General features: G+C 60.4%; 22 protein-coding genes and 1 pseudogene. 12 read left to right on the top strand and 11 right to left on the bottom strand.

Annotated features, from left to right (window positions below):
* Window positions 1–90: 90 nt before the first annotated feature.
* Window positions 91–1,701 carry a phosphoglycerate dehydrogenase gene (serA, locus tag ACKVY0_RS00820; RefSeq protein WP_409212878.1) on the top strand — a complete coding sequence of 537 codons (1,611 nt, stop codon included), beginning with the start codon at window positions 91–93 and terminating at the stop codon, window positions 1,699–1,701.
* 134 nt (window positions 1,702–1,835) lie between these two features.
* Complete coding sequence (locus tag ACKVY0_RS00815; protein ID WP_409212877.1) at window positions 1,836–4,562, top strand: DUF6797 domain-containing protein; 2,727 nt, start codon at window positions 1,836–1,838, stop codon at window positions 4,560–4,562.
* 110 nt (window positions 4,563–4,672) lie between these two features.
* On the opposite strand, the gene ruvA is transcribed toward ACKVY0_RS00815, so the two are convergent.
* Window positions 4,673–5,278: a Holliday junction branch migration protein RuvA gene (gene ruvA, locus ACKVY0_RS00810; protein ID WP_409212876.1), complete on the bottom strand. Its 606-nt coding sequence runs from the start codon at window positions 5,276–5,278 to the stop codon at window positions 4,673–4,675.
* Window positions 5,279–5,649: 371 nt separating this feature from the next.
* Between ruvA and ACKVY0_RS00805 the strand changes: the two genes are divergently transcribed.
* The gene (locus ACKVY0_RS00805) at window positions 5,650–6,261 is read left to right on the top strand and encodes a hypothetical protein (protein WP_409212875.1); all 612 of its coding nucleotides are present in this window, start codon (window positions 5,650–5,652) and stop codon (window positions 6,259–6,261) included.
* Between the two features lie 3 nt (window positions 6,262–6,264).
* Here the strand turns inward: ACKVY0_RS00805 and tadA are convergent, their stop codons facing one another.
* Window positions 6,265–6,816 carry a tRNA adenosine(34) deaminase TadA gene (gene tadA / locus ACKVY0_RS00800; RefSeq protein ID WP_409212874.1) on the bottom strand — a complete coding sequence of 184 codons (552 nt, stop codon included), beginning with the start codon at window positions 6,814–6,816 and terminating at the stop codon, window positions 6,265–6,267.
* Window positions 6,817–6,885: 69 nt separating this feature from the next.
* Between tadA and rpe the strand changes: the two genes are divergently transcribed.
* Window positions 6,886–7,563, top strand: coding sequence for a ribulose-phosphate 3-epimerase (rpe, locus tag ACKVY0_RS00795; protein WP_409212873.1), 678 nt, complete (start codon window positions 6,886–6,888; stop codon window positions 7,561–7,563).
* 116 nt (window positions 7,564–7,679) lie between these two features.
* Here rpe and infC read toward each other — a convergent pair whose 3' ends face one another.
* The 3 genes from infC to aroE all read right to left on the bottom strand — a co-directional run bounded on the left by infC (window position 7,680) and on the right by aroE (window position 10,136).
* Window positions 7,680–8,627 (bottom strand): translation initiation factor IF-3, encoded by a 948-nt coding sequence (gene infC, locus ACKVY0_RS00790; RefSeq protein WP_409212872.1) that lies wholly within the window; start codon window positions 8,625–8,627, stop codon window positions 7,680–7,682.
* A gap of 332 nt (window positions 8,628–8,959) precedes the next feature.
* A complete protein-coding gene (locus tag ACKVY0_RS00785; RefSeq protein ID WP_409212871.1) occupies window positions 8,960–9,238 on the bottom strand; it encodes a hypothetical protein in 279 nt (92 codons plus the stop codon).
* 13 nt (window positions 9,239–9,251) lie between these two features.
* The gene (gene aroE, locus ACKVY0_RS00780) at window positions 9,252–10,136 is read right to left on the bottom strand and encodes a shikimate dehydrogenase (RefSeq protein ID WP_409212870.1); all 885 of its coding nucleotides are present in this window, start codon (window positions 10,134–10,136) and stop codon (window positions 9,252–9,254) included.
* Between the two features lie 147 nt (window positions 10,137–10,283).
* Here aroE and ACKVY0_RS00775 point away from each other — a divergent pair, with 147 nt between their 5' ends.
* Window positions 10,284–11,147 (top strand): ThuA domain-containing protein, encoded by an 864-nt coding sequence (locus ACKVY0_RS00775; protein WP_409212869.1) that lies wholly within the window; start codon window positions 10,284–10,286, stop codon window positions 11,145–11,147.
* 160 nt (window positions 11,148–11,307) lie between these two features.
* A complete protein-coding gene (locus ACKVY0_RS00770; protein WP_409212868.1) occupies window positions 11,308–13,542 on the top strand; it encodes a redoxin domain-containing protein in 2,235 nt (744 codons plus the stop codon).
* Here ACKVY0_RS00770 and ACKVY0_RS00765 read toward each other — a convergent pair.
* The 3 genes from ACKVY0_RS00765 to cutA all read right to left on the bottom strand — a co-directional run bounded on the left by ACKVY0_RS00765 (window position 13,532) and on the right by cutA (window position 15,859).
* Window positions 13,532–14,623, bottom strand: a complete 1,092-nt coding sequence (locus tag ACKVY0_RS00765) for an endonuclease/exonuclease/phosphatase family protein (RefSeq protein WP_409212867.1) — start codon at window positions 14,621–14,623, stop codon at window positions 13,532–13,534. The two genes, ACKVY0_RS00770 and ACKVY0_RS00765, sit on opposite strands and share 11 nt — an antisense overlap.
* Before the next feature lie 32 nt (window positions 14,624–14,655).
* Window positions 14,656–15,273, bottom strand: coding sequence for a M15 family metallopeptidase (locus tag ACKVY0_RS00760; protein WP_409212866.1), 618 nt, complete (start codon window positions 15,271–15,273; stop codon window positions 14,656–14,658).
* A gap of 253 nt (window positions 15,274–15,526) precedes the next feature.
* The gene (cutA, locus tag ACKVY0_RS00755) at window positions 15,527–15,859 is read right to left on the bottom strand and encodes a divalent-cation tolerance protein CutA (RefSeq protein ID WP_409212865.1); all 333 of its coding nucleotides are present in this window, start codon (window positions 15,857–15,859) and stop codon (window positions 15,527–15,529) included.
* A gap of 12 nt (window positions 15,860–15,871) precedes the next feature.
* Here cutA and ACKVY0_RS00750 point away from each other — a divergent pair, with 12 nt between their 5' ends.
* Window positions 15,872–17,008, top strand: a complete 1,137-nt coding sequence (locus ACKVY0_RS00750) for a two-component system sensor histidine kinase NtrB (RefSeq protein ID WP_409212864.1) — start codon at window positions 15,872–15,874, stop codon at window positions 17,006–17,008.
* Between the two features lie 45 nt (window positions 17,009–17,053).
* Here the strand turns inward: ACKVY0_RS00750 and ACKVY0_RS00745 are convergent.
* Together ACKVY0_RS00745 and ACKVY0_RS00740 are read right to left on the bottom strand one after the other, a co-directional pair.
* Window positions 17,054–17,209, bottom strand: a pseudogene (locus ACKVY0_RS00745) (HNH endonuclease); the annotation flags it as partial.
* A 3-nt stretch (window positions 17,210–17,212) separates the two neighbouring features.
* Complete coding sequence (locus ACKVY0_RS00740; RefSeq protein WP_409212863.1) at window positions 17,213–17,470, bottom strand: hypothetical protein; 258 nt, start codon at window positions 17,468–17,470, stop codon at window positions 17,213–17,215.
* 190 nt (window positions 17,471–17,660) lie between these two features.
* Here ACKVY0_RS00740 and ACKVY0_RS00735 point away from each other — a divergent pair, with 190 nt between their 5' ends.
* The 3 genes from ACKVY0_RS00735 to ACKVY0_RS00725 all read left to right on the top strand — a co-directional run bounded on the left by ACKVY0_RS00735 (window position 17,661) and on the right by ACKVY0_RS00725 (window position 20,550).
* Window positions 17,661–17,942, top strand: coding sequence for an SWIB/MDM2 domain-containing protein (locus tag ACKVY0_RS00735; protein ID WP_409212862.1), 282 nt, complete (start codon window positions 17,661–17,663; stop codon window positions 17,940–17,942).
* A 198-nt stretch (window positions 17,943–18,140) separates the two neighbouring features.
* On the top strand, window positions 18,141–18,896 hold the full coding sequence (gene kdsB / locus ACKVY0_RS00730) for a 3-deoxy-manno-octulosonate cytidylyltransferase (RefSeq protein ID WP_409212861.1): 756 nt from the start codon (window positions 18,141–18,143) through the stop codon (window positions 18,894–18,896).
* Between the two features lie 34 nt (window positions 18,897–18,930).
* A complete protein-coding gene (locus ACKVY0_RS00725; protein WP_409212860.1) occupies window positions 18,931–20,550 on the top strand; it encodes a CTP synthase in 1,620 nt (539 codons plus the stop codon).
* Window positions 20,551–20,605: 55 nt separating this feature from the next.
* Here ACKVY0_RS00725 and ACKVY0_RS00720 read toward each other — a convergent pair whose 3' ends face one another.
* The gene (locus ACKVY0_RS00720) at window positions 20,606–21,397 is read right to left on the bottom strand and encodes an SDR family oxidoreductase (protein ID WP_409212859.1); all 792 of its coding nucleotides are present in this window, start codon (window positions 21,395–21,397) and stop codon (window positions 20,606–20,608) included.
* Window positions 21,398–21,517: 120 nt separating this feature from the next.
* Here ACKVY0_RS00720 and ACKVY0_RS00715 point away from each other — a divergent pair, with 120 nt between their 5' ends.
* Window positions 21,518–22,759: an NAD(P)/FAD-dependent oxidoreductase gene (locus ACKVY0_RS00715; protein WP_409212858.1), complete on the top strand. Its 1,242-nt coding sequence runs from the start codon at window positions 21,518–21,520 to the stop codon at window positions 22,757–22,759.
* Entirely contained in the window at window positions 22,756–24,510 is a 1,755-nt protein-coding gene (locus tag ACKVY0_RS00710; RefSeq protein WP_409212857.1) for a hypothetical protein, read from the top strand. The genes ACKVY0_RS00715 and ACKVY0_RS00710 overlap by 4 nt, the downstream gene beginning before the upstream one ends.
* Window positions 24,511–24,519: the final 9 nt, after the last annotated feature.

The raw sequence follows: 24,519 nt of genomic DNA, 5'->3' as shown, positions 1-24,519 counted from the left end.
GCTCACGCCGGTGTTCTGTCCAGCACGCATTGCTTCTTGAGCGAGGAAGAAAGGCGGCTAGTCTGCGCGCCCCTTCCCCCCAACCTCCCCATGTCCCTGTTCAACATCCTCATCGCCGGCAACAACGACCCCATTTCGAGCAAAGGCATCGACCTGCTCAAAGCGGAGCCGTCTTTCTCCGTCACGGTGGACATGGACCTCAAGGCCGAGGACAAGATGATCGAGGCCTCCCGCACCGCCCACGCCATCATCGTCCGCAGCGGTGCCAAAGTGACCGCCAAGGTGCTCGAAGCCGCCCCAAACCTCAAAGTCATCGGCCGTGCCGGTGTCGGCGTCGATAACATCGACGTGCCCGTCGCCAGCAAGCGTGGTGTCGTCGTCATGAACACTCCCGGCGGCAACACCATCTCCACCGCCGAGCAGGCCTTCACCTTGATGATGGCCCTCTCCCGCAAGACCCCGCAGGCCCACGCCACCATCGTCAGCGGCAAGTGGGACCGCAAAAGCTTCCAGGGCACCGAAGTCTATGGCAAAACCCTCGTCGTCCTCGGCATGGGCCGCATCGGTGCGGAGTTCGCCAAGCGCGCCAAGGCCTTCGGCATGAGCGTCGTCGCCTACGATCCGTATTTGTCCAAGAATCGCGCCGAAAGCCTCGGTGTGACGCTGTGCGAAGACCTCGACGCCGCCATCGTGCAGGCCGATTACATCACGATGCACATGCCGCTCACGCCCGAGACGAAGCACATGATCAATGCCAAGCGCCTCGCTTCGCTCAAGAAAACCGTCCGCATCATCAACTGCGCTCGCGGTGGCCTCATCGACGACGCCGCACTCGCCGAGGCGCTTACCGCCGGCACCATCGCCGGAGCCGCCCTCGACGTCTTCGAAGTCGAGCCACCGCCCGCCGATTACCCGCTGCTCAAGGCCCCGAACACCGTCTTCACTCCGCATCTTGGTGCTTCCACCGAAGAAGCGCAGGAAAACGTCGGCATCGAGATCGCCGAGGTCATCAAGGCGCATCTGCTGCAAGGCACCGTCGTCAACGCGGTCAACATGCCCAACGTCGATCCCAAGGTGCTCGCCGAGATCGGCCCCTTCCTTAAATTCGGCGAACTTCTTGGCCGCCTCGTCTCCCAATTTGCTCCGGCACGCTCCAACGTCGTCCGCATCAACTACAGCGGCAAAGTCGGCAGCGGCGACACCACGCTCATCTCGCGTGCCGTTTTGAAAGGCTTCCTCGAACGCGCTGTCGGCGCTGAACAGGTCAATTACATCAACGCCAACGGTGTCGCTGAAAACCTCGGCCTCCGCTTCACCGAAAGCCGCCTCACTGAAGCCAGCGAGTTCACTGACCTCATCGAAGTCATCGCCCGCAACGACAGCAACGACTCCGCCAGCATCTCCGGCACCTTCTTTGGCAACGAGCCGCGCATCGTCAAGGTCAATAGCCACCGCATCGAGGCCCGCCCGGAAGGCACGCTGCTCTTCATCGAAAACATCGACCGCCCCGGCATGATCGCCGCCTACAGCACCACGCTCGGCAAAAATCAGGTCAACATCGCCGACATGAGCCTCAGCCGCGACAAAGAGAGCGGCAAAGCCTTCACGCTACTCACCCTCGACTCCGCGCCGAGCGCTGAAGTCCTCGCTGAACTCGAGAAGATCCAGGGCATCAGCAAGGTGCATTGCGTGGCGGTGTAAAGATGAGTGTTATGAGTTAGAGGTTATGAGTTGGGAGCTTGAGCGCCCCTAACTCATAACACTTAACCCATAACCCTTCACTCCCCACTCCATGTCTTGACAGATCGCACCCGCCTCGCCTGTTCTGTCCCGTCATGAAATTCCGTGCGCTTCTCGCGCTCCTCGCCCTCACCACCTCGCTCGTCGCTCAAAAGGCCAACACACCCGCCACGCCCTCGCCGTGGGGCGATTTCGTGGAAAAGGACTTCCCGTTCTTCAGCAGCGTGCTGGATGCCCGCGATGTCGGTGAAGGCTTTCCGAAGGACAATCTCACGCCCCGCGGCCTCATCCTGAACCTCGGCCACAATCTCTGGGCCTGCTTCGACACCGACCTCCTCCGCATCGCCTGCATCTGGGAGGGCGAAGAGGGCAAACCGCCGGTCACACCCGAAGCGCTCGCACCGGGCTCCTATCACATCGCCGGACAGAAGACCAAGGACGGTCAAGACTTCCTGCCGAAGCCGATTGGGAAGGTTTGGCTGTCGAATTGCATCTATCCGGGATGGCAGGTTGGTGACAAACCGAGCTTCACCGATCCAAGAGAACCTGCGCCGAGCAAGGAGGAGGTGGGAAGAGGGCCTTCGGGACAGTTTCATGCCATTTCATCTCAAAGACCTGTCGGCATCGACTTGGAGTATTCGATTGGCGATGTGAAGATCACTGAGTGGGTGGCGAGAGGTGGTTCTGATGGGAAACATATGACTCGATGGTTCCATGTGCTGCCTCATAAAGAAGCTTTGACTGTGCTTGCCGGCAGTAGTGGCCACTCTTTGGAAGTGCTCTGCGCGAGTTCCACCGGTTTAAAGATGCAGAGTATGAATGGATTGCAGTACGTTAAGTTACCCCCGTCGAACTCTGAGTTTGAATTTGGCATCAGCATCGGAAAACACATCGAAGATGGAGAAACCACTTCTCACCCACACTCAGGAGAAAAGGACGCAAAATGGCCTCAAATCATCACCACCAAAGCCACGCTCTCTCAGAAACCCGACGCCTACGTCATCGATGACATCCCTCTGCCCTTCGAGAATCCGTGGAAACGCAACGTGCGGCTGGCGGACATCGCGTTTCTCAATGACCAGGGCGATGCGGCGGGTGTGACCTTCGATGGCGATGTGTGGCTGATCTCGGGCCTGAAGGGCGATTTGGAGAAGGTGACGTGGAAGCGCTTTGCGAGCGGGCTGCATGAGCCGATGAGCATCGTCGCAAGACCGCGAGAACATCGAACATTGAACGCTGAACAACGAACATTGAACATTGAATCGTCGAAGACACGGGAAGGAAATTCAAAGTTCAATGTTCAGAGTTCACTGTTCAATGTTGATTTGTTCGTCTTCGACCGCAACGGCATCTGGAAACTGGTGGACACGAACAACGACCGTGAGTGCGACCGCTATGAGATGTTCTGCAATCTCTTCGCGCAGACAGCGGAGACGCGCGAGTTTCCGAATTCGATGAAGCTGGGGCCGGATGGCGAACTCTATATTTCCAAGGGCGGCCAGGGGGGCACGACCTTCGGCAAGCACAACGGCACCGTGATCAAGGTGGCACCGGATGGGAAGAAGATGGAAGTGATTGGTTATGGGTTACGGCAGCCGTTCATCGGCGTGCATCCGCAGACGGGGGCAGTCACGGCGAGTGATCAGCAGGGCAATTATGTGCCGTCCACGCCGCTGCACATCATCCGCGACCATCACTTCTACGGCCATCTGCCGACGATTGCGCCGAAGGAGCAGTATCCCGAGACGATCACCGAGCCGCTGACGTGGCTGCCGCATCCGGTGAATCCCAGTGGCGTGACGCAGACCTGGCTCGTCGGGGCGAAGATGGGGCCGGTGAATGATGAACTCATCCACATCGGCTACAACCGGCCGGAACTCTTCCGCGTGCTCATGAACGCACGCTTTGCGAAGCCGCAGGCGGCGGTGGTCAGCTTTTCGCGAGAATTTGACTTCCCCACGCTCAACGCGCTGGTGAATCCGGCGGATGGTCAACTCTACGTCTTCGGTTTCCAAGTCTGGGGCACCGTGGTGAAGAAGATCAGCGGCCTCGCCCGCGTGCGTTACACGCGCCAGCCGCGGGTGCTGCTCAAAGAGGTCACGCCGACGGACAAGGGCCTCATCCTGCGCTTCAACGCGAAGCTGGATACCAAGCTGGCGACTGATCCCACCAGCTACAGCGCCGAACGCTGGAACTACAAGCGTACGTCTGAGTATGGCTCGCCGCATTTAAAGCTCGATGGCAGCACCGGCCAGGAATGGCTGAACGCCAGCAGCGCCTACCTGAGCAAGGACGGCATGAGCGTGTTGGTCGGCCTGCCCGACATGAAAGCAGGCGTGCATCAGATGCGCATCGGCTGGGGCCTCAAGAGCGCGGATGGCTTGAAGGCTGAGAACACGGCGTACTTCTCGCCATGGGAACTGCTAACGTTTGATGCGAAGAAAGAAGGCTTCGATGACATCCAGGTCGATCTCACGCCGCGCAAAGCCGCTGTGGTGGCCGCCGTGAAGCCGACCGCCGAGGAAGGCGAGCGCATGTATCAGATGTTCGGCTGCATGGCCTGCCATAGCACCGACGGCACGCTGGTCGGCAAGGTGGGACCGAGCTGGAAGGGTCTGTTCGGCAGCGAACGTGACATCGCCAAAGGCGAGAAAGGCAAATTCAAGGCCGACGAAGCCTACCTGCGCGAGTCCATCACCAATCCGAGCGCCAAGGTCGTGAAAGGCTTCGAGAAATTCGACACCGGCATGCCGATCTACGCGGGCATCTTGAATGACTCGCAGATCGAGAGCCTGATTCTATACATCAAGAGTTTGAAGTGACGGAGCGCGAGTATGGCGGAGCCTACTCGCCACTTTTTAGCGCCAGCGCTCACGAATCCCCCTTAAACAGGCGAGTAGGCTTCGCCATACTCGCGCTCCATGCTGCGACCTCAATTCATGCTGCGCAGCGCTTCGCGAATGAGTTTGTCCGCTGTGTCGATCCCAGGCTGCTTGGCGAGTTCGTTCACGACTTTGATCGCCTCGCTCTGTTTGTAACCGAGGGCGATCAAACCGAGCACGGCATCGCTTTGCGCCTCCTGCTTCGGATCGTGCGTGCCCTTGGCGGTTTGTGCGGCCTGCCAGGCCGTCACGACGCCGACCTTGTCCTTCAACTCCAGCACGATGCGCTCGGCAGTCTTGCCGCCGACGCCTTTGATGCGCGAGAGCGCCTTCACATCCCCGGCGATCACGGCGTCCTTGAATGCGGCCACGGGCATGCCGCTGAGCACACTGAGCGCCATCTTGGGGCCGATGCCGGACACGCGGTCCATCAGCAGGCGGAACAGATCGCGCTCGTCGGAGGTCATGAAGCCGAACAACGTGTGATCGCGGTCCGTGACATGGTAATGCGTGAGCAACTGCACCTCGGCACCGACCTGCGGCAACTTGTCGAACGTCGTCAGCGGAATGAGCGCAACGTAGCCGACACCGTGGACATCAAGGGTGACACGGTGCGGCAGTGCTTCGGCCAGTAGGCCACGGAGAAAGGCGATCATGCGCCCCATGAAGCCGGTGCTGCGCGAAGGTGCAAGCGGAGGTTTGCTTCGTACCCAGTCCTCGTGCGAGTGCCCAGGCAATCGCGACCGGGTATGAAATTCCGCGCCTCTCGAACGCCAAGGGCGAGCCTCTCCTCAGCCCAGGGTGAAACCCTGGGAAATCGCCATGACATGCCAACAATAAGAACGTCAGCGCTGAAAGCGCTCCACCTTCGGGGAAATCATGTGTGGGGGCATGCGATCCCGGAGTTTTCACTCCGGGCTGAGGAGAAACGCGCCGTTGGCGCTCCGAGACAGCATCAGCATTTGGGCTGACCACTTTCATGCTTCGGCGGTTTGCTTCACGGCCAGTTCCGGCCACAATCCATCGCATGCGCCCGCTTTTCTGCCTCCTGCTCCTCGCCGCAAACGCCTTGCACGCTCAGACGGAGCGCAAGCTCGAAACCCTGCTGCTGATGCCGGAGCCGAAGGCGATGCGCTCGGCGTACTCGATCACGCCCGCCGGAGCGAAGACCACGGTGCTCACGCCGTATCGCGAATCCGCCGTGTCACCGAGCGGCATCGAGCCTTACTCGCAGGAAGCCTTCTCCAAACTCGGCATGAGCATCGAAACCTTCGCCGCACGCGCCAAAACCGCCGCCGACAAGCGCCTGATCCAGCTCAAGCCCGAACTCATCAAAGGCGACGATGGCAGGATCGCCTACGCGGTCTATCGCGGCGAATCGCCGTTGTTCGCCACGTTGCTCGTCGCGCCATCGCTTCCCAAGATTTTCGAGGAGCTGTTTGGCAAAGAAATCTGGGTCGCCATGCCCGACCGCCATGCGCTGTATGTTTTTCCGGCCAGGGAAGAAGCCTTCCACGAATTCGCCGCAGACCTCGCCGAGCGCTACACCACCGATGCCTATGCCGCGAGCTGCGAGGTGTTTGCGATCAAGGTCGGCAGCGAGCCGAAGGTGGTGGCGACGTTTGCGGGTGAAGAGTGAGGCTCACGGCCCATCGAACACCACAACATCATCGCCGCCTTTGGCGGCGCCCTTTTTGTGCTCCAATCCTTCCGCACGGCGGCGACGGGCTTCGGCGAAGAATTCTTTGAGGATGCGGACGCAGTCGTCATTGAGCACGCCGGAGGTGATCTCGGTGCGGTGGTTGAGGTTCGGAGCTTGAAGGAGGTTCCAGAAGCCGCCGGCGGCACCGCCTTTGACATCGGGACAGCCAAAGATGACGCGGCGGACGCGGCAGTGCATGATGGCACCGGCGCACATGGGACAGGGTTCCTTGGTGACGTAGAGATCGCACTCGTTGAGCCGCCAGTCGCCGAGAGCGCTCTCAGCCTGAGTGAGCGCGAGCATTTCGGCATGGGCGGTGGCGTCCTTGAGTGTTTCCACCTGGTTCCAGGCGCGGCCGATGACATTGCCCTGATGCACGATCACGGCCCCGATGGGCACTTCGTCCTGTTTGGCGGCCTTGCGGGCCTGCCGCAGCGCCTCGCGCATGAAATGCTCGTCGTCGAAGGGGTTGATGATGAGGGTGTCGGACACGCGGGTTTATAAACGGCTCCGCGACCAACTCAAACCTTGAACTTTGAACCTTGAACCTTATCTCAGGGCATGAATCACACGACGAACCTCATTCTCCCTTCCCTGCTGGCCGCCGACTGGTCAAAAATCGACGCTGAAGTGAAGCGTGCGTCGGATGCTGGCGCGAAGTGGCTGCATCTGGATGTGATGGACGGTGCATTCGTCGATAACATCTCCTTCGGCCCGCAGATGGTGGAGACGGTGCGCAAGTGCACGGACATGTTCCTCGATGTGCATCTCATGATCCATCGTCCGGATCATTATACTGACCGGTTCATCAAGGCGGGTGCGCAAAACATCACGATCCACGTCGAAGCAAACTACGACACTTCGGTGACGGAGACGCTGAAACGCATCCGTGCCGCCGGGCTGCAATGCGGCATCGCGCTGCATCCAAGCACGCCGTTTGAGGCAGCGCTGCCGTTTGTTCAGGACATCGACCTGCTGCTGGTGATGACCGTGGTGCCAGGCTTCGGCGGGCAGCCGTTCATGGAGCAAGAAACGATGCCCAAACTGGCCGCTGCACGCGATTACCGCGATGCGCACGGTTTAAAATTCCATCTCGAAGTCGATGGCGGCATCTACACGCACACCGCCCCCATCGCGAAGCAGAACGGCGCGAACCTGTTCGTCTGCGGCACGTCGTCCTTCGGCCCGCCGGACATGCAGCAGTCGATGCGCGAGCTGGCGGCTGCGGTGGCAGGTTGAGGGAGTCTGGGGGCAGTTGAAGGAAAGTGCTCAGTGCCAAGTGCTCAGTCTGCCCCAGTGCCAAAACTGAGCACTGAGCACTGAGCACTGAGCACTTCTTACCCTGCCCCTTCAGTTCACGGCACCTTCTCCGGCTCAACTGCGGGATCTGCCGCTGCCGCAGGTGGTGCCTTGTGGTTGTCATCATGATGGTCGTCGTGATGTTCCTCGGCGTCGTGTTTATCTTCACGCGGATCGTGGCCTTCCGCGTGCAGGATGTCGCTGTGGTCGGTGACGCCTTTGAGGTGCGTCTTGAACTTGCGGTGGCGCTGGCGCTCCGGCAGCGGACTGAGCTGCATATTGATGTTACGGCCCGCCATCTTGGGTTCCTGATCCAGATGACCCATCGTGAGGAGGTCCGCTTTGATCTTTTTGGCAAGCAGATGCCCGAGTTCCTGATGCGCCATCTGGCGGCCGCGGAACTGGAGCTGGATGCGGACTTTGTGGCCTTCCGCCAGAAAGTCTTCAGCATGCGTGATCTTGATCAAGTAGTCATGCGGATCAATGCCGATGCGGAACTTCATCTCCTTCACCTTGCCGCCCTTCTGATGCTTGTGGGCCTCCTTCTTGTGCTTCTCCTGGATATACTTGTATTTGCCGTAGTTGACGATTTTGCACACGGGCGGATCGACATTCGGCGCTACTTCGACCAGATCAAGACCACGCTCTTTGGCGATACGAATGGCTTGCGACGTGGGAATGATGCCGAGCTGATGATGTCCATCTTCCTCGACGACACGCACCTTGGGCGCACGGATGCGCTCATTGATACGGGTCTGATCGACAAAGCGGCCGTTGGGCCGATCACGACCACCGGGACGATTCCCGCCACCCGGACGAAACGGACCACCACTGGAGTAACCACCTGGACGCGGCGGGCCGGAGGGACGTGGTGCGCCGGATGGTGGACCTGCGGGACGCGGGGCACCCGTGGGCGGGACGGGGGGACCGGCGGGCCGTGGCGGCGGCGGGCCGCCCGCACCTTGGTTTTGCTGGGGACGCGGGGCGAAATTGCCGCCGCTCAACTGCTGGAATGGATTGCTTATGGGATACCTCCGGGTGTGTTCAAAACTCCAGGCCGCCGTGTGGCAACCACCTGGAAAATCATTCGAGAAAAACGTACTGCAAACATCATATCAGCACGGACTCGATTCCGACATGCACGCGTCTGCTGTCTCCCGATCATGCGGGGTGGGTGGACGCGACAAAGAAAAAATCATGCGGGGAAAGTCTATTGGGAAAAGGCGCGCTCAGAAAACCGAATGGCCGCCTAGCGAAGCTGGAGAGTCAAACGCTGCGGACAGGTAACGACTTTCACGACATTGAGCAAGGCGATTTATTGCCACAAAACAGGCCGTCAGTGGTCTTTGGCGCAGACACGGCACATGAAACGGTTACCCCGATCGGGAATCTCATAGCTCTTACCGCCGCAGAAGATGCAGCGCACCGGGATGAAATTCCTCACGAACCAGCGTGTGGCCATGGCCACCACGACACTACCCACCAGCATCGCCACCAGCGGCGGGATCCGCTGGTGGTCCAGCCAGTCCCAGATCTGATAAACCAGTCCGCAATAGATCGCCCCCATCAGGATCGGCCCGAAAAAGCTGAGTGCAAAATGCCGAGTCGAAGTCATGTGGTGGCAATCTTTACGCCATCACGGCATTACGCAAGCTCTCACGCATCACTTCCAGCGGCGCAGGCTGGTCAAACCAGTGCTCGAATGAGATCGCACCCTGGTGCAGCAGCAGCGTGAGACCGTCCGCCGTCCTTGCGCCAGCCAGCTTTGCATCCGCGAGCAGCGGCGTCTCGCCAGCGGCACGATAAACCATGTCGAACACGAGGTGTCGTGCCGTCAGCGCCTCCCCTGGCAGGAGTTTCACATCGTCTGGCTTCATGCCGAGCGAGGTCGCATTCACGATCAAATCGATCCCGTTCATCTCCGCCGCCACCGCCTCATCGGTCCACGGAATCACGCGCACTTCACTCCTCGGTGAAAATTTTGTCACTTCATCCGCCAGCTTATCTGCTTTTGACACCGTACGGTTCGCCAGCAGGAGTTTGGGGCAGTGCTCCAGCGCACACTGCACCGCCACCGCCCGCCCAGCACCGCCACCGGCACCGAGAATCAGCACGCGCAGGTCTTGCACCTCGACACCGAACACTTCACGCACCGAGCGCAGAAAGCCCGGCCCGTCGCTGTTGTAGCCATGCAGTTTGCCATCCCGAATCGCCAGCGTGTTCACCGCGCCGAGCTGCCGCGCCAGCGGATCGAGCACGTCCACGGCATCCAGCGCCTCAAACTTGTGCGGGATGGTGATGTTCACTCCGAGAAAGCCGCAGGCCGCAAATTGACGAAACGCCGCCGCCACCTGCCCTACCGGCACCTGCACGCGAATGTATTGCGCCTCGATGCCACACGCCTGCAGCGCCGGATTGTGCATCTGCGGACTGCGTGAATGCGCGATTGGATCACCCATCACCGCCAGCCGCGCAGATGGTGTGAAGCGCCCGGAGACGGCGCTCCAGTGCATCAAATCATCAAACAATAGAAAATCTCCCACGCATCAGCTTTCGCCAAAGATGTGCATCCTGTCAAAGCACACGCCGCAATTTTCCCCTCGACACCACGTTTGATCCACGCTGCAATCAACATCGCAGCCCCCAACCATCCACCACCCATGCGTCTTCTCTTTCCTATCGCGACCCTCGCCCTCACCGCCGCCCTTTTCTTCGCCAACGCCGCCGACACTCCCGTAAAACCACTCCGCGTCCTCATCGTCGCCGGTGGTTGCTGCCATGAGTATGACAAGCAGCCCATGGCCCTCAAAGAAGGCATCGAAGCACGACTCAACGCGGTCGTGGACATCGCCTACAACCCCGACAAGAGCACCAAGGCCACCTTTGAAATCTATAAGGCGAAAGACTGGGACAAGGACTTCGACGTGATCATCCACGACGAATGCAGTGCCGATGTCACCGACCCTGCCTACGTCGGGGCCATCCTCGGCGCGCACAAAGCCGGCAAACCCGCCGTGAACCTCCACTGCGCCATGCACAGCTACCGCTGGGGCAATTTCCGCGAAGCCGTGAAACCCGGTGCCGACAACGCCGGCTGGTATGAAATGCTCGGCCTCCAGTCCACCGGCCACGGCCCGCAGCAGCCCATCGCCATCACCTTCACTGACAAAACCAGCCCCATCACCCAGGGCCTCGAAAACTGGACCACCATCAACGAGGAACTCTACAACAACATCCAGGTTCTCACCGGCAAAGCCATCGCCTCCGGCACTCAAATCGTCCCGCCCAAGGCCAAAAAAGGCGAACCCCTTCCTCCCGACGCCAAAGCCACCGAAACCACTGCCGTCGTCGCCTGGACCAACGAATACGGCCCGAACAAGACCAAGATCTTCTCCACCACCATCGGTCACAACACCGCCACCGTCAGCGACGCCCGCTACCTCGATCTCATCACCCGCGGCATCCTCTGGACCACCGGCCACATCAACGAAAACGGCGCTGCTGCTCCCGGTTACGGCAAATAATTCACACCAGCATTCGCTTCGGCGTCATCGCCAAAGTGCTTAGTGCTCAGTTCAAAGTGCTCAGTGGTCATCCCTCTGAGCATTTTGCCATTTTCAGTTCTCCATTTTCCATTCCTCCATCCAAACCGCTCAAAAATTGAGCACTAAGCACTGAGCACTCATGCCCCGCCCCCCTCTGGCCCTCTTCCTCGCTCTCACGCTCCGCCTCGCCGCCGACGAACTCCCCGGCCACTCCGCGCATGGTGAAGCCTTCAACGAAGGCCCACGGCAGGCCGCCGTGCTCATTCCCGGCTGTGGCGACGCCGTCAAATTCCCCATCAGTTCCAAAAAAACCGACGCGCAGACTTTCTTCACGCAGGGCGTCGGCCAGCTTCACGGCTTCTGGTATTATGAAGCCGAGCGCTCCTTCCGTCAGGTCGCCGCCATCGACCCCGACTGCGCCATGGCCTACTGGGGCATGGCCATGGCCAACGTGAACAACGAAAAACGCGCCCGTGCCTTCATCAAAAAAGCCGCACCACTCAAAGCCAAGGCCACGCCACGCGAGCAAAAGTGGATAGCCGTCCTCGAAACCCTCTACCGCGAAGGTGACGACAAGCGCGACAAAAAACAGCGCAGCCTCGACTGCATCAAAGACCTCGAAACCCTCGTGCAGGACGATCCGAAAGACATCGAAGCCAAAGCCTTCCTCGTCTGGCGCATCTGGTTCTCCCGCACCGAGGCCCCCATCTCCAGCAATCAGGCCGTCGATGCCCTGCTCGATCAAATCTTCGCCGCTGTTCCCAATCACCCCGCGCATCACTACCGCATCCACCTGTGGGATCAGAGCAAGCCCATCCTCGCTCTCAAATCCGGTGCGCAATGCGGTCAGGCCGCCCCTGGCATCGCCCACATGTGGCACATGCCTGGCCATACCTTTTCCAAATTGAAACGCCCTGATGATGCCGCCTGGCAGCAAGAGGCCAGCACCCGCGTCGATCACGCCTACATGATCCGCCAGTTCGTCCTGCCCGATCAAATCCACAACTACGCCCACAACGAAGAGTGGCTCATCCGCACCTACAACGACCTCGGCCGCGCCAAAGCCGCCATCGGCCTCGCGCACAGCCTCATCGGCAATCCACGCCATCCCAGCTACAACACCCTCGACAAACAAACCACCTCCGCCAGCTACGGCCGCACCCGCTTGATCGAAACCCTCATCAAATGGGAACTCTGGGCCGATTTAAAGACCTTCACCGCCACGCCCGCCGGCCACCCCGCCCACGACATCACCCGCCTCCGCGCCCAAGGCCTCGCCGCGTATCATCAAAGTGACACCAAACTGCTCGCCGAGTCACTCAAAGCTCTCGAAGCCGCCAAAACCGAGCAGAAGCTCGTCAACATCGACACCAGCAAGCTCAAACCCAAAAAAGCCGACTCGCCCGACAAGTCAGAAAAATCCGACCCAAAGAAGAAAACCGACAAGCCCGCCGAAAAACCCGAGGTCAAAGCCAAGAACAATGCCCTCGCCGAATTGAAGGTTCTCACGGCTCTTCTGGACGAAAAGCAGCCCAAAGCAGCCCAAACCAAGCTCCTCGACGCCCTCAAAGACACCGACGTCCCCAAAGACCGCCTCGCCCGTTACTGGCTCAAACTTGACGACAAAACTAAAGCCGCCGACCTCGCCAAGAACTTCCCCCAAGACCTCGCCGGCCTCGCCGCCAAAGCCGAAGTCCTGCACGCCTGCGGCAAAACCGACGACGCCAAAAAAGCCTTCGAGGAACTGCGCAAGCAAGCCTTCGCCCTCGACCGCGACCTCCCCCTCGCCAAACGCCTCGACACACTCGCCAAAACCTTCGCCATCACCGGCGACTGGCCTGCGCCCGCACCGAAACGCACCGACAGCGGCATCCGCCCTCCGATCGAATCACTCGGCCCCGTCCATTGGCACGCCCCCGATGCTCCCACTTTCGAAGCCCTCACGCTCGACAACAAGATCGTCAAGAGCACCGACTTCACAGCCAATAAGCCGACACTATTCATGTTCTACCTCGGCCACGACTGCGGCCACTGCGTCGAACAAATCCAGGCCTTCGCCAAAGCCGCCGCCGATTTCGACCAAGCAGGCATCCAGCTCGTCGCCGTGACGTTGGAACCCACTCAGGTCGCCGGAAAAATTCGCGAGAAGCTCTCCCTCAAAAAAGACCAGCCACTCCCCTTCCCCATCCTGAGCGACAGCAGCCTCGCAGCCTTCAAAAAAGTCCGCGCCTACGACGACTTCGAAAAAGAATCTCTCCACGCCACCCTGCTAATCGACCCATCCAACAAACTCCGCTGGCTCGACATCAGTTGGCAGCCCTTCACCGACGCCAAGTTTGCTTTGGAGGAGTCCAAGCGGCTTCTCAGGTTTTGAGATCAAAGTCAGCCCACACCAGCGCGTGATCGCTCGCGGCATTTGTGTCGCCAGTCACGGTAGGAATGGGCGGATGCTTGTCGCGTGTCTTCTTGGCCGAGGCCCAGATGCCCGTGCGGTCGATCCCGGTCTTCTGAAGGCGGGACGCGAGCGCGGCGGAGACGAGCAGGTAGTCGATCTGGTCGTTTTTGCTCGGCACCGCGTCGTCGCGGTGCGTCCAGCGATCCTCGCCGGCCGGCAGCATGTCGAAGACATTGCGCAAGCCCGCATGACCCAGCAACGGCGCGAGCGAATCGGAGCCGGGCAGCTCATTGAGATCACCGGCGACCACGACCCATTGCTTGGCGAGATCGAAGCGTTTCAAGATCTCGACCACGCGCGCGGCCTGGCGTTTGCGCTTCGCATCGTTGTCCGCCTTCGAGCCGTAGCCCCGGCTCTTGAAGTGATTGCACAGGATCCACAGCTTGCGGCTGCCCGGCACGTCGATCTCGAACTCCGCGCAGTCGCGGCTGAACACCGGTCGTTTCGTGACGGCATCGGGATCATCGACGTGGCTGCGCATATCGACGATGGGAAACCGGCTCATCACCCCCACGTCAATCCCGCGTTCATCGTTGCCGTCGATCACCATCGCGTGCGGATACTGCGCGACACCAAGGATCGTCTCGTTGAAGCGCCGCAACACCGGCCGGTTTTCCACCTCGACGAGACAGAGCACATCCGCATGGGCCGCCGTGATGACACGCCCCGTGTTCTGGATCATCGGTGCCTGGAACAAATCCCGCCGCCACTCGATCCACCCAATCCAGCCGCCGCGGCCATCCGCGATGATCTTCCCGTTGGAAACCAACCGCCGCCGCGTTTCCTGGAGGAAGAACGGCCCCGACTCGCCGAGCGCCTTGTGTTTCTTGAGCAGCTTTAGCATCGCCACCTTGTCAGCGTCGGAATAGACCGGCTTCTCGATCAGTCCTTGCAGGATGGCGACATCCGCCAGCACATCCGTGGTCTTGGCGGGATCATCCCCGTTCATCGCCCGCGTGCGGCTGAAGAGGTTTTCAACGTTGTAGGCCGCGATGCGCATGGGGAGGAAGGATTGGTTGAAGGTCTATGGCGTCAGGCAAACACCGGCTTGCCGACTTCTTTCCGCCGCCGCAGCTCCGCGAGCATGTCCCGTTCGGCCAGGCCCGCAGCCCATGCGGGGCGGAGCTGGAAGTGCGGCTCATCCACGATGGTCTTCCAGTTGCCACCCCACTCCAGGCCCAGATCGACGCCAATGGCGCCCACAGCCTTGTACTTGGGCGATTCACCTTTGTAGGTGGTCCCTTCAAAGACACCGATGTCGAAGGCGATGCCGAAGTTGTGATTGGAGAAGCCGCCTTTGGCATTGGTCACTTTGTTTCCCGGTGCGGTGCGTCCCTTGGCATAAAGCGCATCCTGTTCGGCAAAGGTGCGCGTGCCGCTGATGATCTTGATGGTGATGCCCGCCGCCGCCGCGCGCTGCACCAGGGCACGGGCATGGGGATGTACGTCCAGCTGCAGCGTGGCGATGCTGGTCTCGCTCCTGGAATCCACCGTGCCCATGGTGGGAACCGGTGCCTTCGCCGCGCTGGCGTTGGTTTTCCCGCCCACGATGCGCTGGTGGATGGCTCCCCAAGTCTGCGGGCCAGCGGCACCGTCAGCTTCGATTTTGAGGGCGGTTTGAACTTCTTTGATGATGTCGGTGATGCTCATGGGATTCTGAGTAAAATTATTTCAGCGAATGATCCAGGTCTCGTATTTCAGCGTCGCCTCTACGTCGAATGTGTCAATCTGAACAAGAATATCGATGCCATCGTGTGCTCTTTCGGCGACGTGATCCGCGCCCGCACCGGGTTGAGATGGATGTCATCCATCAACGTCTGGTAATGATACCGGTCCGCGCCTTCCACCTCCGCCGCTTTGTCATTCAGCCAAGACATCCCCGCGCCTCCAAGGTCTATGACATTTAGCGTCTGCCCAGTTCAATAACACACTCCCCCACCCACCGCGCATAGCTCTCCGCCACCTGCTCTGGTTTGAGGGCGACGATTTCCGGCACGTCGTAGGGATGCAGTTCGCGGAGGCGTGATTCGAAGCGCGGCCAGGCGGCGGACGTGGTTTTGAAGATGGCCAGCACCTCGGCGGCGGTTTCGACCTGGCCTTCGCAGCGGTAGATGGATTCGACGGCGGGGATGAGATTCACGCAGGCGGCGAGTTGCGATTCCACCAGCGCCGTGCCAGTCTCGCGGGCCTTGCCGAGGTCCGGGAAGGTGCAAAGGACGATCAGGATGTCGTTCATGACCGCCAGTGTATGAGATCTGCCTTCATCGACAAGCTTATCAAACGCATGGACCGCCTGGAACCGGGCGAAGTCCAGGGCATCGTGCTGGAGCTGCTGCGGGAGAAGAAATTTCAGGAGAAAGTGTTCGAGGCGTTGCAGGAGGGCGTCATCCTGCTCGATACCGAGGGCAAGGTGAGCTACGTGAACCGGGCCGCATGCACGTTTTTCGGCATGCAGCAGGATCAGGTGCTGGGTCAACGGCTCGCCCAAGGCGTGCGGGGTCTCGACTGGAACGAACTGCTCAAGCCCGGCACGGTGGTGAGCCGTGATCTGGAGGTGTTTTATCCCGAAAACCGCTACCTCAACTTCTACATCACCAGCATCGACGATGATTCGCCGCTGGGCTTCGTGATGCTGATCCGCGATGTCACGGAGACGCGCAAGCGCACCGAGGAGCAGCTCGAAAGCGAGCGTCTGAACGCCTTCACGCTCCTCGCGGCCGGGGTGGCGCATGAACTGGGCAATCCGCTCAATTCATTGACGATCCACCTCCAGCTCCTCGAACGCCGCCTCAAGAAGATGGGCGCGAAGGGCGAGAGCCTGCGCGAGCACCTGGACGTAGCCACCGGCGAGATCCGGCGGCTGGATTTCATCATTGGGCAGTTCCTCGCGGCGATCCGTCCGACGCAGCCGCAGCTTCAGCGCGTGCAGTTGCGCGAGCTGCTGGATGAATGCGTGCGCTTCCTCCAGCCGGAGATCGAGCAGGCCAAGGTGAAGCTCAAGCTCGACCTGCGGGCCGATCTGCCCGCCATGCCGCTCGATCCCGGTCAGATCAAGCAAGCGGTGTACAATCTCATCCGCAACGCCTGCCAGGCGATGCCGAACGGCGGCACGCTGACGATCAACGGCACTTTCACCGACTACGAGGTGCGCCTGAGCTTTGAAGACACGGGCAAAGGCATCAGCCCCGAGCAGATGGGCAAGCTGTTCCAGCCCTTCGCCACGACACGCAGCACCGGCTCCGGTTTGGGCCTGCTCATTGTGCGCCGCATCATCCGCGAGCACGGCGGCGAGATCGACATCGAGAGCCGCGAAGGCTTGGGCACGCGGGTGAGCCTGTGGCTGCCTTTGGTGGAGAAGAAGGTGCGGCTGCTGGAGAACAGTTGATGGTCTTGAGTTGATCGTTGATGGCCTGAACCAGCAGCAGGCCAGGGCCAGATTGTCAAAAGCATCAGTGCCGCCATGCTGTTGCGCGATGACATGCTCGACGTGGAACGGCGTCCCGGCCTCATGTTCCTGCCTGAGACGGCAGTACTCGTAGCGCCCGCCGGCACGTTGCTTCACACGCTCACGCAGCTCGCGATCCATGATCTACGATGCAGCGCGTTTCAGAAACAACCTGGCCTGGAGTTTGAGCACGGACATGAGCTTGCCGACGTAAATGTGACTCCAATACTCGCTCTCCTCTGAACGCGTGAGTTTTCCTTCGTTGGCCTTGGCGGAGAGTTCTTCCACTCGCGCCATCTTGGCGGCGTCAGGCTCAATTTTGAGCAGATTCGCCGCCGTCTCCACCGTGAAACACGGGTGTGCCGGATTGAGCAATTGATCGAGTTCAACAAAAGCGTTCATAACGTCCATGGCCCTGCCACACACTGCGCTTTCCCGCAACCTGCGGCTTGCAGCCGAGACAGGCTGTTTGCCGCACATCTGTCGCAATCATCAAATTCGCAAAAGACGGGTGCTGCTCGAAATACGCGGACAAAACAGCCTCATCCCCGCTATTGACCCACGGCCCTTCAGCCGCCAGCGTCACCTCCCTATGTCCGACCAACCCAATCCAAAACCAGTACGCAAACTGAACCCCGCCCTCTCGAAGCCCGTCCAGCCGGATGAGATCCTCGCGAAGGTGATCGGTTCCACGCCGCTCTCACGCGGAGAAATGACCAAGAAACTGTGGGAATACATCAAGAAGAACGGCCTCCAGGACCAGGCCAAGAAGACCAACATCAACGCCGACGAAGCGCTGAAGGCCGTCTTTGGTGGCAAGAGCCAGGTGACCATGTTTGAGATGACCAAGCTCGTCTCCGCCCACGTCAAGTGAGCGGCAGCCGCAGGTTCACCTGACTTCCTGAAGATTGCCCGCCTGAAAATGGCCATCGTGGTCGGCGTCCCGAAGTGATTCGGTACGCCGATCACAGTGTTGGGAGGAAGAACTGGCCGCTTGGTCGCGGCCAATTCGTTCTTGCATCACCCGCTCATCCGCGTCATCTCAGGTGAACCTGCTCGTCTCTACCACACCTTGGCAACCTCCGACACTTCCCGCACCCTCGTCGCCATACCTGCCCGCTGGGGTTCCACCCGCTTCCCAGGCAAGCCGCTCCACCTCATCGCCGGAAAACCGCTCGTGCAGCACGTTTGGGAGCGCTGCCAGGACTGCAAGCAGATCGACGACATCATCATCGCCACGGATGACGCCCGCATCGCTGAAGCGGCTGCCAGTTTCGGTGCCAAGTTCGTGCTGACTTCAGCCGATCATCCCAGTGGCACGGATCGCATCGCTGAGGCCGCGAATTCATTCCCGGACCATCGCATCCTCATCAATGTGCAGGGCGATGAACCGCTGATCTCCCCTGCCCTCATCGACGAACTGGCCTGCACCATGCGCGACGATGCCAGCATCAAAATGATCACCGCCGCCGCACCGATTCACGACCCGGCGCAGATCAGCGACGCGAATGTGGTGAAGGTCATCTTCGATACGCATGGCGACGCACTCTATTTTTCGCGTTCGCCCCTGCCCTTTGTGCGCAATCCCGAAGCCTGGCCGCGCAGCTACCGCCACCTGGGCATCTACGGATTTCAGCGCAGCTTCCTCTTCCAGTTCGTAGCTTGGCCACCGTCACGATTGGAGCAAACCGAGTCCCTGGAGCAGCTCCGCGCCCTCGAAAACGGCGCCCGCATCCGCGTCGTGCTGACCGACGAGCTTTCGCCCGGTGTGGACACGCCCGAGCAGGCCCGTGCCATCGAACAGCATCTGCAAAAACATTCCTCTTGAACTGCGAACCGAGAACCGCGAACCGAGAACCATCATGAAATACATTTTCGTCACCGGCGGCGTCGTCAGCTCACTTGGCAAAGGTCTGGCCGCTTCCTCTCTCGGCACGCTGCTCGAACTGCGTGGCCTGCGGGTCATCATGCAGAAGTTTGACCCGTACCTGAACATCGACCCCGGCACGATGAACCCGTACGAGCACGGCGAGGTGTATGTGCTCGATGACGGTGCCGAAACCGACCTCGACCTCGGCCACTACGAGCGTTTCACGCACACCAACCTCTCCAAGCTCAACAACCTCACCTCAGGTCAAGTGTACCAGAGCGTGCTCGACAAGGAACGCGCCGGCAAATACCAGGGCCGCACCGTGCAGGTCATCCCGCACGTCACCAACGAGATCAAGGCCCGCATGCACGAAGTCGCCGAGAAAATGGGTGGCGACGTCATCATCACTGAAATCGGCGGCACCGTCGGTGACATTGAAGGCCTGCCTTTCCTCGAAGCCATTCGTCAGTTCGGCCACGAGGTCGGCGCTGGCAACGTTCTGTTCATCCACGCCACGCTCGTGCCATACATCAAGGCCGCGCAGGAGCTGAAGACCAAACCTACTCAGCAGAGCATCGCCAAGCTGCGCGAGATCGGTATCGCCCCGCACATCATCCTCTGCCGCACCGAGCACCCGCTCGACCTCGATGTGCGCGAAAAAATCTCTCTCTTCGGCAACGTGCCCATCGAAGCCGTCGTCGAAGTGCGCGACGTCAAACACACCATCTACGAAGTGCCGTTAAAGCTGCACGAGGAGCGCCTCGACGACAACGTTTGCCGCTTGCTGAACCTCACCACGCCGCAGCCCGATCTCACCCGCTGGCGCAGCTTTGTGCAGCGTGTCATCCATCCCACGCACCACGTCCGCATCGGTGTCGTCGGCAAATACATCGAGCTGCAAGACGCCTACAAGAGCATCTACGAATCCCTCACGCACGCTGGAGCCGCCAATGATTGCAAGGTGGACATCGTCCGCGTCGATGCCGAGAGCATCGAAAAGGCTGGCCCCGAACTCTACCTCACCGGCCTTCAGGGCATCCTCATCCCCGGCGGCTTCGGCGACCGTGGCACCGAGGGAAAAATCACCGCTGCACGCTATGCCCGCGAAAAAGGCATTCCTTATTTCGGCGTCTGCCTCGGCATGCAGATCGCCGTCATCGAGTTCGCGCGCAATGTTTGCGGCCTCAAAGGCGCTACGAGCACCGAGTTCGACAAGACCACGCCGCATCCCGTCATCAGCCTCATGGAGGAGCAGAAGAAGGTGAAGCAGCTCGGCGGCACCATGCGCCTCGGCTCCTGGGTCACCGATCTCGTCCCCGGCAGCAAGGCCTTCGAACTCTACCACAGCGCCACCATCACCGAGCGCCACCGCCACCGCTTTGAGTTCAATTCCGACTACAAGGAACTCATGGAAGGCAAAGGCCTGCTCATCTCCGGCACCAGCCCGAAGGGCGATCTCGCCGAGATCATCGAACTGCCCGCGCACCCTTACTTCGTCGCCTGCCAGTTCCATCCCGAGTTCCTCAGCAAGCCGAACAACCCGCACCCGCTCTTCCACGGCTTCGTCAAAGCCGCCATGCAGCACCACGGTGTGGCGGAGCCGGTGTGCTGACTCCTTTCTCAGCGCGCATCTGCGGCTAAAGAAAACTCAGCCGTGAACCACCGCGTCACTTCGGTTTGATCTCAAACGCATCGAGCCACGGCAGCGTGATCTGCGGCGGCATACCGCCGAAGGGCTGATAGGCGGGAAGCTGGACGATGCTCATGCTGTGCGGCTGGCTAGCGATGAAGAACATCGCGTCAGCGCAGTCGGCACAGGTGATCATGGCTTCCTTGTGCTTGGCCGATGGCTGCACGGGGCGCTTTTTGACGAGCGGAGTGTCCGCCTCGCCGGGGGCGTATTCGGAAACGACGATACCGTGTGCGTTGAGTTGCATGCGCGCGGTCAAAAGCATGCCGTGAACGGCCCACTTGCTCGCGGTGTAAGGCACGCCGGCGAAGGAGTCATAGCCATGCCCGGCCGTGGATGACACGACGACGATTTTGCCGCCGCCGTTCGCCGCCATCGGTTTCGCGACGGCCTGGATCATGTTCGCCACACCGATGACGTTGATCTCCATCACCTTCCGCCAGCTCTCCTCGCTGGCGATTCGTGACGGGTCAGCATGCGCCATGAAGCGATCTGGCGTGTTGATGCCCGCCGTGTGGATGAGCGCGTGCAGCGTGCCGTGTTTCAACACTTCCGCCATCGCTGTGGCGATGCTGGCGCTATCCGCCACATCACAGACGATGGGGATGATGTTTGAGGAGAGCGCCGCACTTTCCTGGAGCGACTCCAGTGTGCGTCCAAACACAAAGGTCTTCGCACCGGCGTCAGCAAAACGCTTCGCCGCCGCCTGCCCCATGCCACCGCCGCCGCCAGTGACGATCACGATCTTGTCAGTCCAATTTTGATCCATCCGCCGATGCTAACGAGCGCACGCCGCACGTCCAGCCTGTGACCTTGGCAAAAATCGCGGTGTTGGCTGCCAAAGCGGCCAAGACGGCTGTGCGATAGGCCGATTACCTGTCACCTCAACATGAGCAAACAGGTCACCATCCTCGGTGCGGGCGTCATCGGCCTCAGCACGGCGCTTTACTGCGCGCGACGCGGCATGCAGGTGACGATCATCGACCAGAAGCCGCGCCAGCGCGATGGCTGCTCGTTTGGCAATGCAGGCATGATCGTGCCGAGTCATTTCATTCCGCTGGCAGCCCCAGGCATGGTCAAACTCGGCCTGAAATGGATGTGGAATCCCGAATCGCCGTTCTACATCAAGCCACGGCTCAATCTCGATCTGCTCACCTGGGGCCTCCAATTCTGGAAAGCCGCAACAACGCCGCGCGTTGATGCCGCTGCGCCGGTGCTGCGTGATTTGAGCCTGCTAAGTCGCCAATGCTTCGACGAGATCGGTCTCGACTTCGGTCTGGTGAAAAAGGGACTGCTCATGCTCTGCAAACAGCAGCAGACGCTCGATGAAGAAGCCCACATGGCCGCGACGGCGAACCAGCTCGGCATCCCCGCCGAAGTGCTCGATGCGAAGGCCACCGCCGCGCTCGATCCCGCCGTGACGATGGATGTTTGCGGCAGCGTGTTCTTCCCGAAGGACTGCCACCTCGCGCCCGGACGCTTCATCGCCGCACTGGAGGCGGAGTTGAGCCGTCTCAATGTCGAGATGCTGTGGGAAACGGAGGTGCGTGGCTTTGAAGCGGAAGGTGGAGCACTGCGAGCGGTCAAGACGTCAAGAGGTCCGGTGGCGGGTCAAGAGGTGGTGCTGTGTGGCGGCGTATGGTCGGCGGAGCTGGCGAAGGAACTCGATTTGAGGCTGCCGATGCAGGCTGGCAAAGGCTACAGCCTCACGCTGGCGAATCCCAAGCAGCTTCCCGAGCGGTGCAGCATCTGCACCGAGGCACGACTCGCCGTGACGCCAATGGATGGTGCGCTGCGTGTCGGTGGCACGATGGAAATGGCCGGGATCGATGAATCCATCACGCAGCGTCGCGTGCGCGGCATCACGCGTGCATTCCCAAATTACTTCCCCATCTTCGACGAACGCGACTTCGCGGAGGTGCAGCCCTGGAGCGGCCTGCGGCCCGTTTCACCCGACGGCATGCCGTACATTGGACGCACGCAGCGCTGGAAGAACCTCACCGTGGCGACAGGCCATGCGATGATGGGCCTCAGCCTCGCTCCCGCGACGGGGAAAATCGTCGCGGAGGTGCTTTGCGGCGAGAAATCACCTGTGGCGCTCGATTTGATGTCACCTGACCGGTATTTATGAAGCTTACCACCACCCTCTTGTTGCTCGCTTCAACAGCGGCACCGGCATTGGACCGCCCGAAGCTGCAAATCATCAATGCCGCGCCGAATGCGGTGGAGGTGTTTTGGGAGATGAACGACGGCCATCGCGTCTCAAATGGCACGATCGAACCCGGCAAAGATAAGATCATCGGCACGACGATCGGGCACCGGTTTGTGATCGTGGACGGAAAACATGAGACCGATGTGGTGAGCAAGGTGCGCGTGCAGGGATTCCGCCACGATCCGACGGCGAAGGACGGCGTGCCGGCCTATTACACGCAGCGAGTGAGCGCGAATGGCTTTTCCATTGTCGCCTCGGCGAAGGTGAGCCCGTACGCCTTGAAGGAGGCGGAGTATTTGGTCAATCTGATGCTCGCGAAGCGTCCCGATGTGCGTGAGGCAATGATCGCCAGCGGAGCGCGGCTGTGCATTCTGGCGCACAATGAATTCACCATGGATCAGCCGGAGTTCGCGCATCTCAGCCCGGTCAAAGATTACGAGGCATTGACGGCGAAGGAGTTTTGGGATGCACGGGCACGCGGTCTTGGTGGCAGCGAGACGGACCCGTTCTGCTCCTGCGCAGAGGAGAACCTGCTGGCCTACGACGGCGATCCGTATGACACAGAGAACATCCTCATCCACGAATTCGCGCACAACATCCACCTGCGCGGCATGACGAATGTCGATCCGACCTTCGACACGCGATTGAAGGCCGCTTTTGATGCGGCGATGAAGGCCGGGCTGTGGAAGGGAGCCTACGCCTCGTCGAATCACCACGAATACTGGGCGGAGGGTGTGCAGAGCTGGTTCGACAACAACCGGCAGAACGATGCGCAGCACAATCACGTCGATACCCGCGACGAATTGATCGCGTATGACCCGAAGCTCGCCGCGCTGTGTCGCGAGGTGTTCGGTGACACCGTCTTGAAATACACGAAACCGCAAACACGGCTCACGGGGCACCTCGCGGGCTACGATCCGTTGCAAGCGCCAAAGTTCGTGTGGCCGGAGCGGCTTATGAAGGCACGCGGCCTGATCAAGGGGCAGCAAGTGAAGCGCTTTCAGGAAACGACAGGCGCGAAGTCGCATGACGAACGTCTGATCGCAGGCTGGAAGGTGCAGGTGAGCACGAAGTTGATCGAGCAGGACGCCGTGGCTGTCGAAAAGGCGATGCAACTGCTGCGGGCGCAGCTCGATGAGATCGTGCGCGTCGTTCCAGCGCAAGCGGTAGCCGAATTGCGCAAGGTGCCGCTATGGGTCAATCCCGAGTATCCGAAGGTGCAGCCACGCGCCGAGTTTCATCCTGATGCCGGCTGGCTGCGCGAGAATGGCCGCGATCCGGTGATGGCGAAGGCCGTGGAGTTCACCAACGTGCGCATCTTTGAAGAAGAAACGCGGCGCATGCCGAACTTCGCGCTGCATGAGCTGGCGCATGCGTATCACAATCGCACGGTGCGCATGAGCTTTGGCAATCTGGAGATCAAGAACGCCTACGAGAAGGCGAAGGCGAGCGGCAAGTATGACCGCGTCGAGCGCAAGGACAGCGCAGGCCGCAGCCGCATGGACCGCGCGTATGCCATGACCACGCCGCAGGAATACTTCGCCGAATGCACGGAGGCCTACTTCAGCCGCAATGACTTCTTCCCCTTCACTCGCCACGAACTGAAGCAGCATGACCCCGAGATGTTCATGCTGCTGGAGAAACTTTGGGGTGTGAATTCGCCCCCGTGAAGATGCAAG

Origin of the sequence: Prosthecobacter sp., from assembly GCF_046154365.1 — a bacterium.
In the GTDB taxonomy this organism is placed as follows: domain Bacteria; phylum Verrucomicrobiota; class Verrucomicrobiia; order Verrucomicrobiales; family Verrucomicrobiaceae; genus Prosthecobacter.
This window is presented reverse-complemented; position numbering and strand designations above follow the sequence as displayed.

Coding starts and splice junctions, on each gene's coding strand:
- serA (WP_409212878.1), top strand. CDS start 91: ATGTCCCTGTTCAACATCCTCATCGCCGGCAACAACGACCCCATTTCG.
- ACKVY0_RS00815 (WP_409212877.1), top strand. CDS start 1,836: ATGAAATTCCGTGCGCTTCTCGCGCTCCTCGCCCTCACCACCTCGCTC.
- ruvA (WP_409212876.1), bottom strand. CDS start 5,278: ATGATCGCCTTTCTCCGTGGCCTACTGGCCGAAGCACTGCCGCACCGT.
- ACKVY0_RS00805 (WP_409212875.1), top strand. CDS start 5,650: ATGCGCCCGCTTTTCTGCCTCCTGCTCCTCGCCGCAAACGCCTTGCAC.
- rpe (WP_409212873.1), top strand. CDS start 6,886: ATGAATCACACGACGAACCTCATTCTCCCTTCCCTGCTGGCCGCCGAC.
- ACKVY0_RS00785 (WP_409212871.1), bottom strand. CDS start 9,238: ATGACTTCGACTCGGCATTTTGCACTCAGCTTTTTCGGGCCGATCCTG.
- aroE (WP_409212870.1), bottom strand. CDS start 10,136: ATGCACTGGAGCGCCGTCTCCGGGCGCTTCACACCATCTGCGCGGCTG.
- ACKVY0_RS00775 (WP_409212869.1), top strand. CDS start 10,284: ATGCGTCTTCTCTTTCCTATCGCGACCCTCGCCCTCACCGCCGCCCTT.
- ACKVY0_RS00770 (WP_409212868.1), top strand. CDS start 11,308: ATGCCCCGCCCCCCTCTGGCCCTCTTCCTCGCTCTCACGCTCCGCCTC.
- ACKVY0_RS00765 (WP_409212867.1), bottom strand. CDS start 14,623: ATGCGCATCGCGGCCTACAACGTTGAAAACCTCTTCAGCCGCACGCGG.
- ACKVY0_RS00760 (WP_409212866.1), bottom strand. CDS start 15,273: ATGAGCATCACCGACATCATCAAAGAAGTTCAAACCGCCCTCAAAATC.
- cutA (WP_409212865.1), bottom strand. CDS start 15,859: ATGAACGACATCCTGATCGTCCTTTGCACCTTCCCGGACCTCGGCAAG.
- ACKVY0_RS00750 (WP_409212864.1), top strand. CDS start 15,872: ATGAGATCTGCCTTCATCGACAAGCTTATCAAACGCATGGACCGCCTG.
- ACKVY0_RS00740 (WP_409212863.1), bottom strand. CDS start 17,470: ATGAACGCTTTTGTTGAACTCGATCAATTGCTCAATCCGGCACACCCG.
- ACKVY0_RS00735 (WP_409212862.1), top strand. CDS start 17,661: ATGTCCGACCAACCCAATCCAAAACCAGTACGCAAACTGAACCCCGCC.
- ACKVY0_RS00725 (WP_409212860.1), top strand. CDS start 18,931: ATGAAATACATTTTCGTCACCGGCGGCGTCGTCAGCTCACTTGGCAAA.
- ACKVY0_RS00720 (WP_409212859.1), bottom strand. CDS start 21,397: ATGGATCAAAATTGGACTGACAAGATCGTGATCGTCACTGGCGGCGGC.
- ACKVY0_RS00715 (WP_409212858.1), top strand. CDS start 21,518: ATGAGCAAACAGGTCACCATCCTCGGTGCGGGCGTCATCGGCCTCAGC.
- ACKVY0_RS00710 (WP_409212857.1), top strand. CDS start 22,756: ATGAAGCTTACCACCACCCTCTTGTTGCTCGCTTCAACAGCGGCACCG.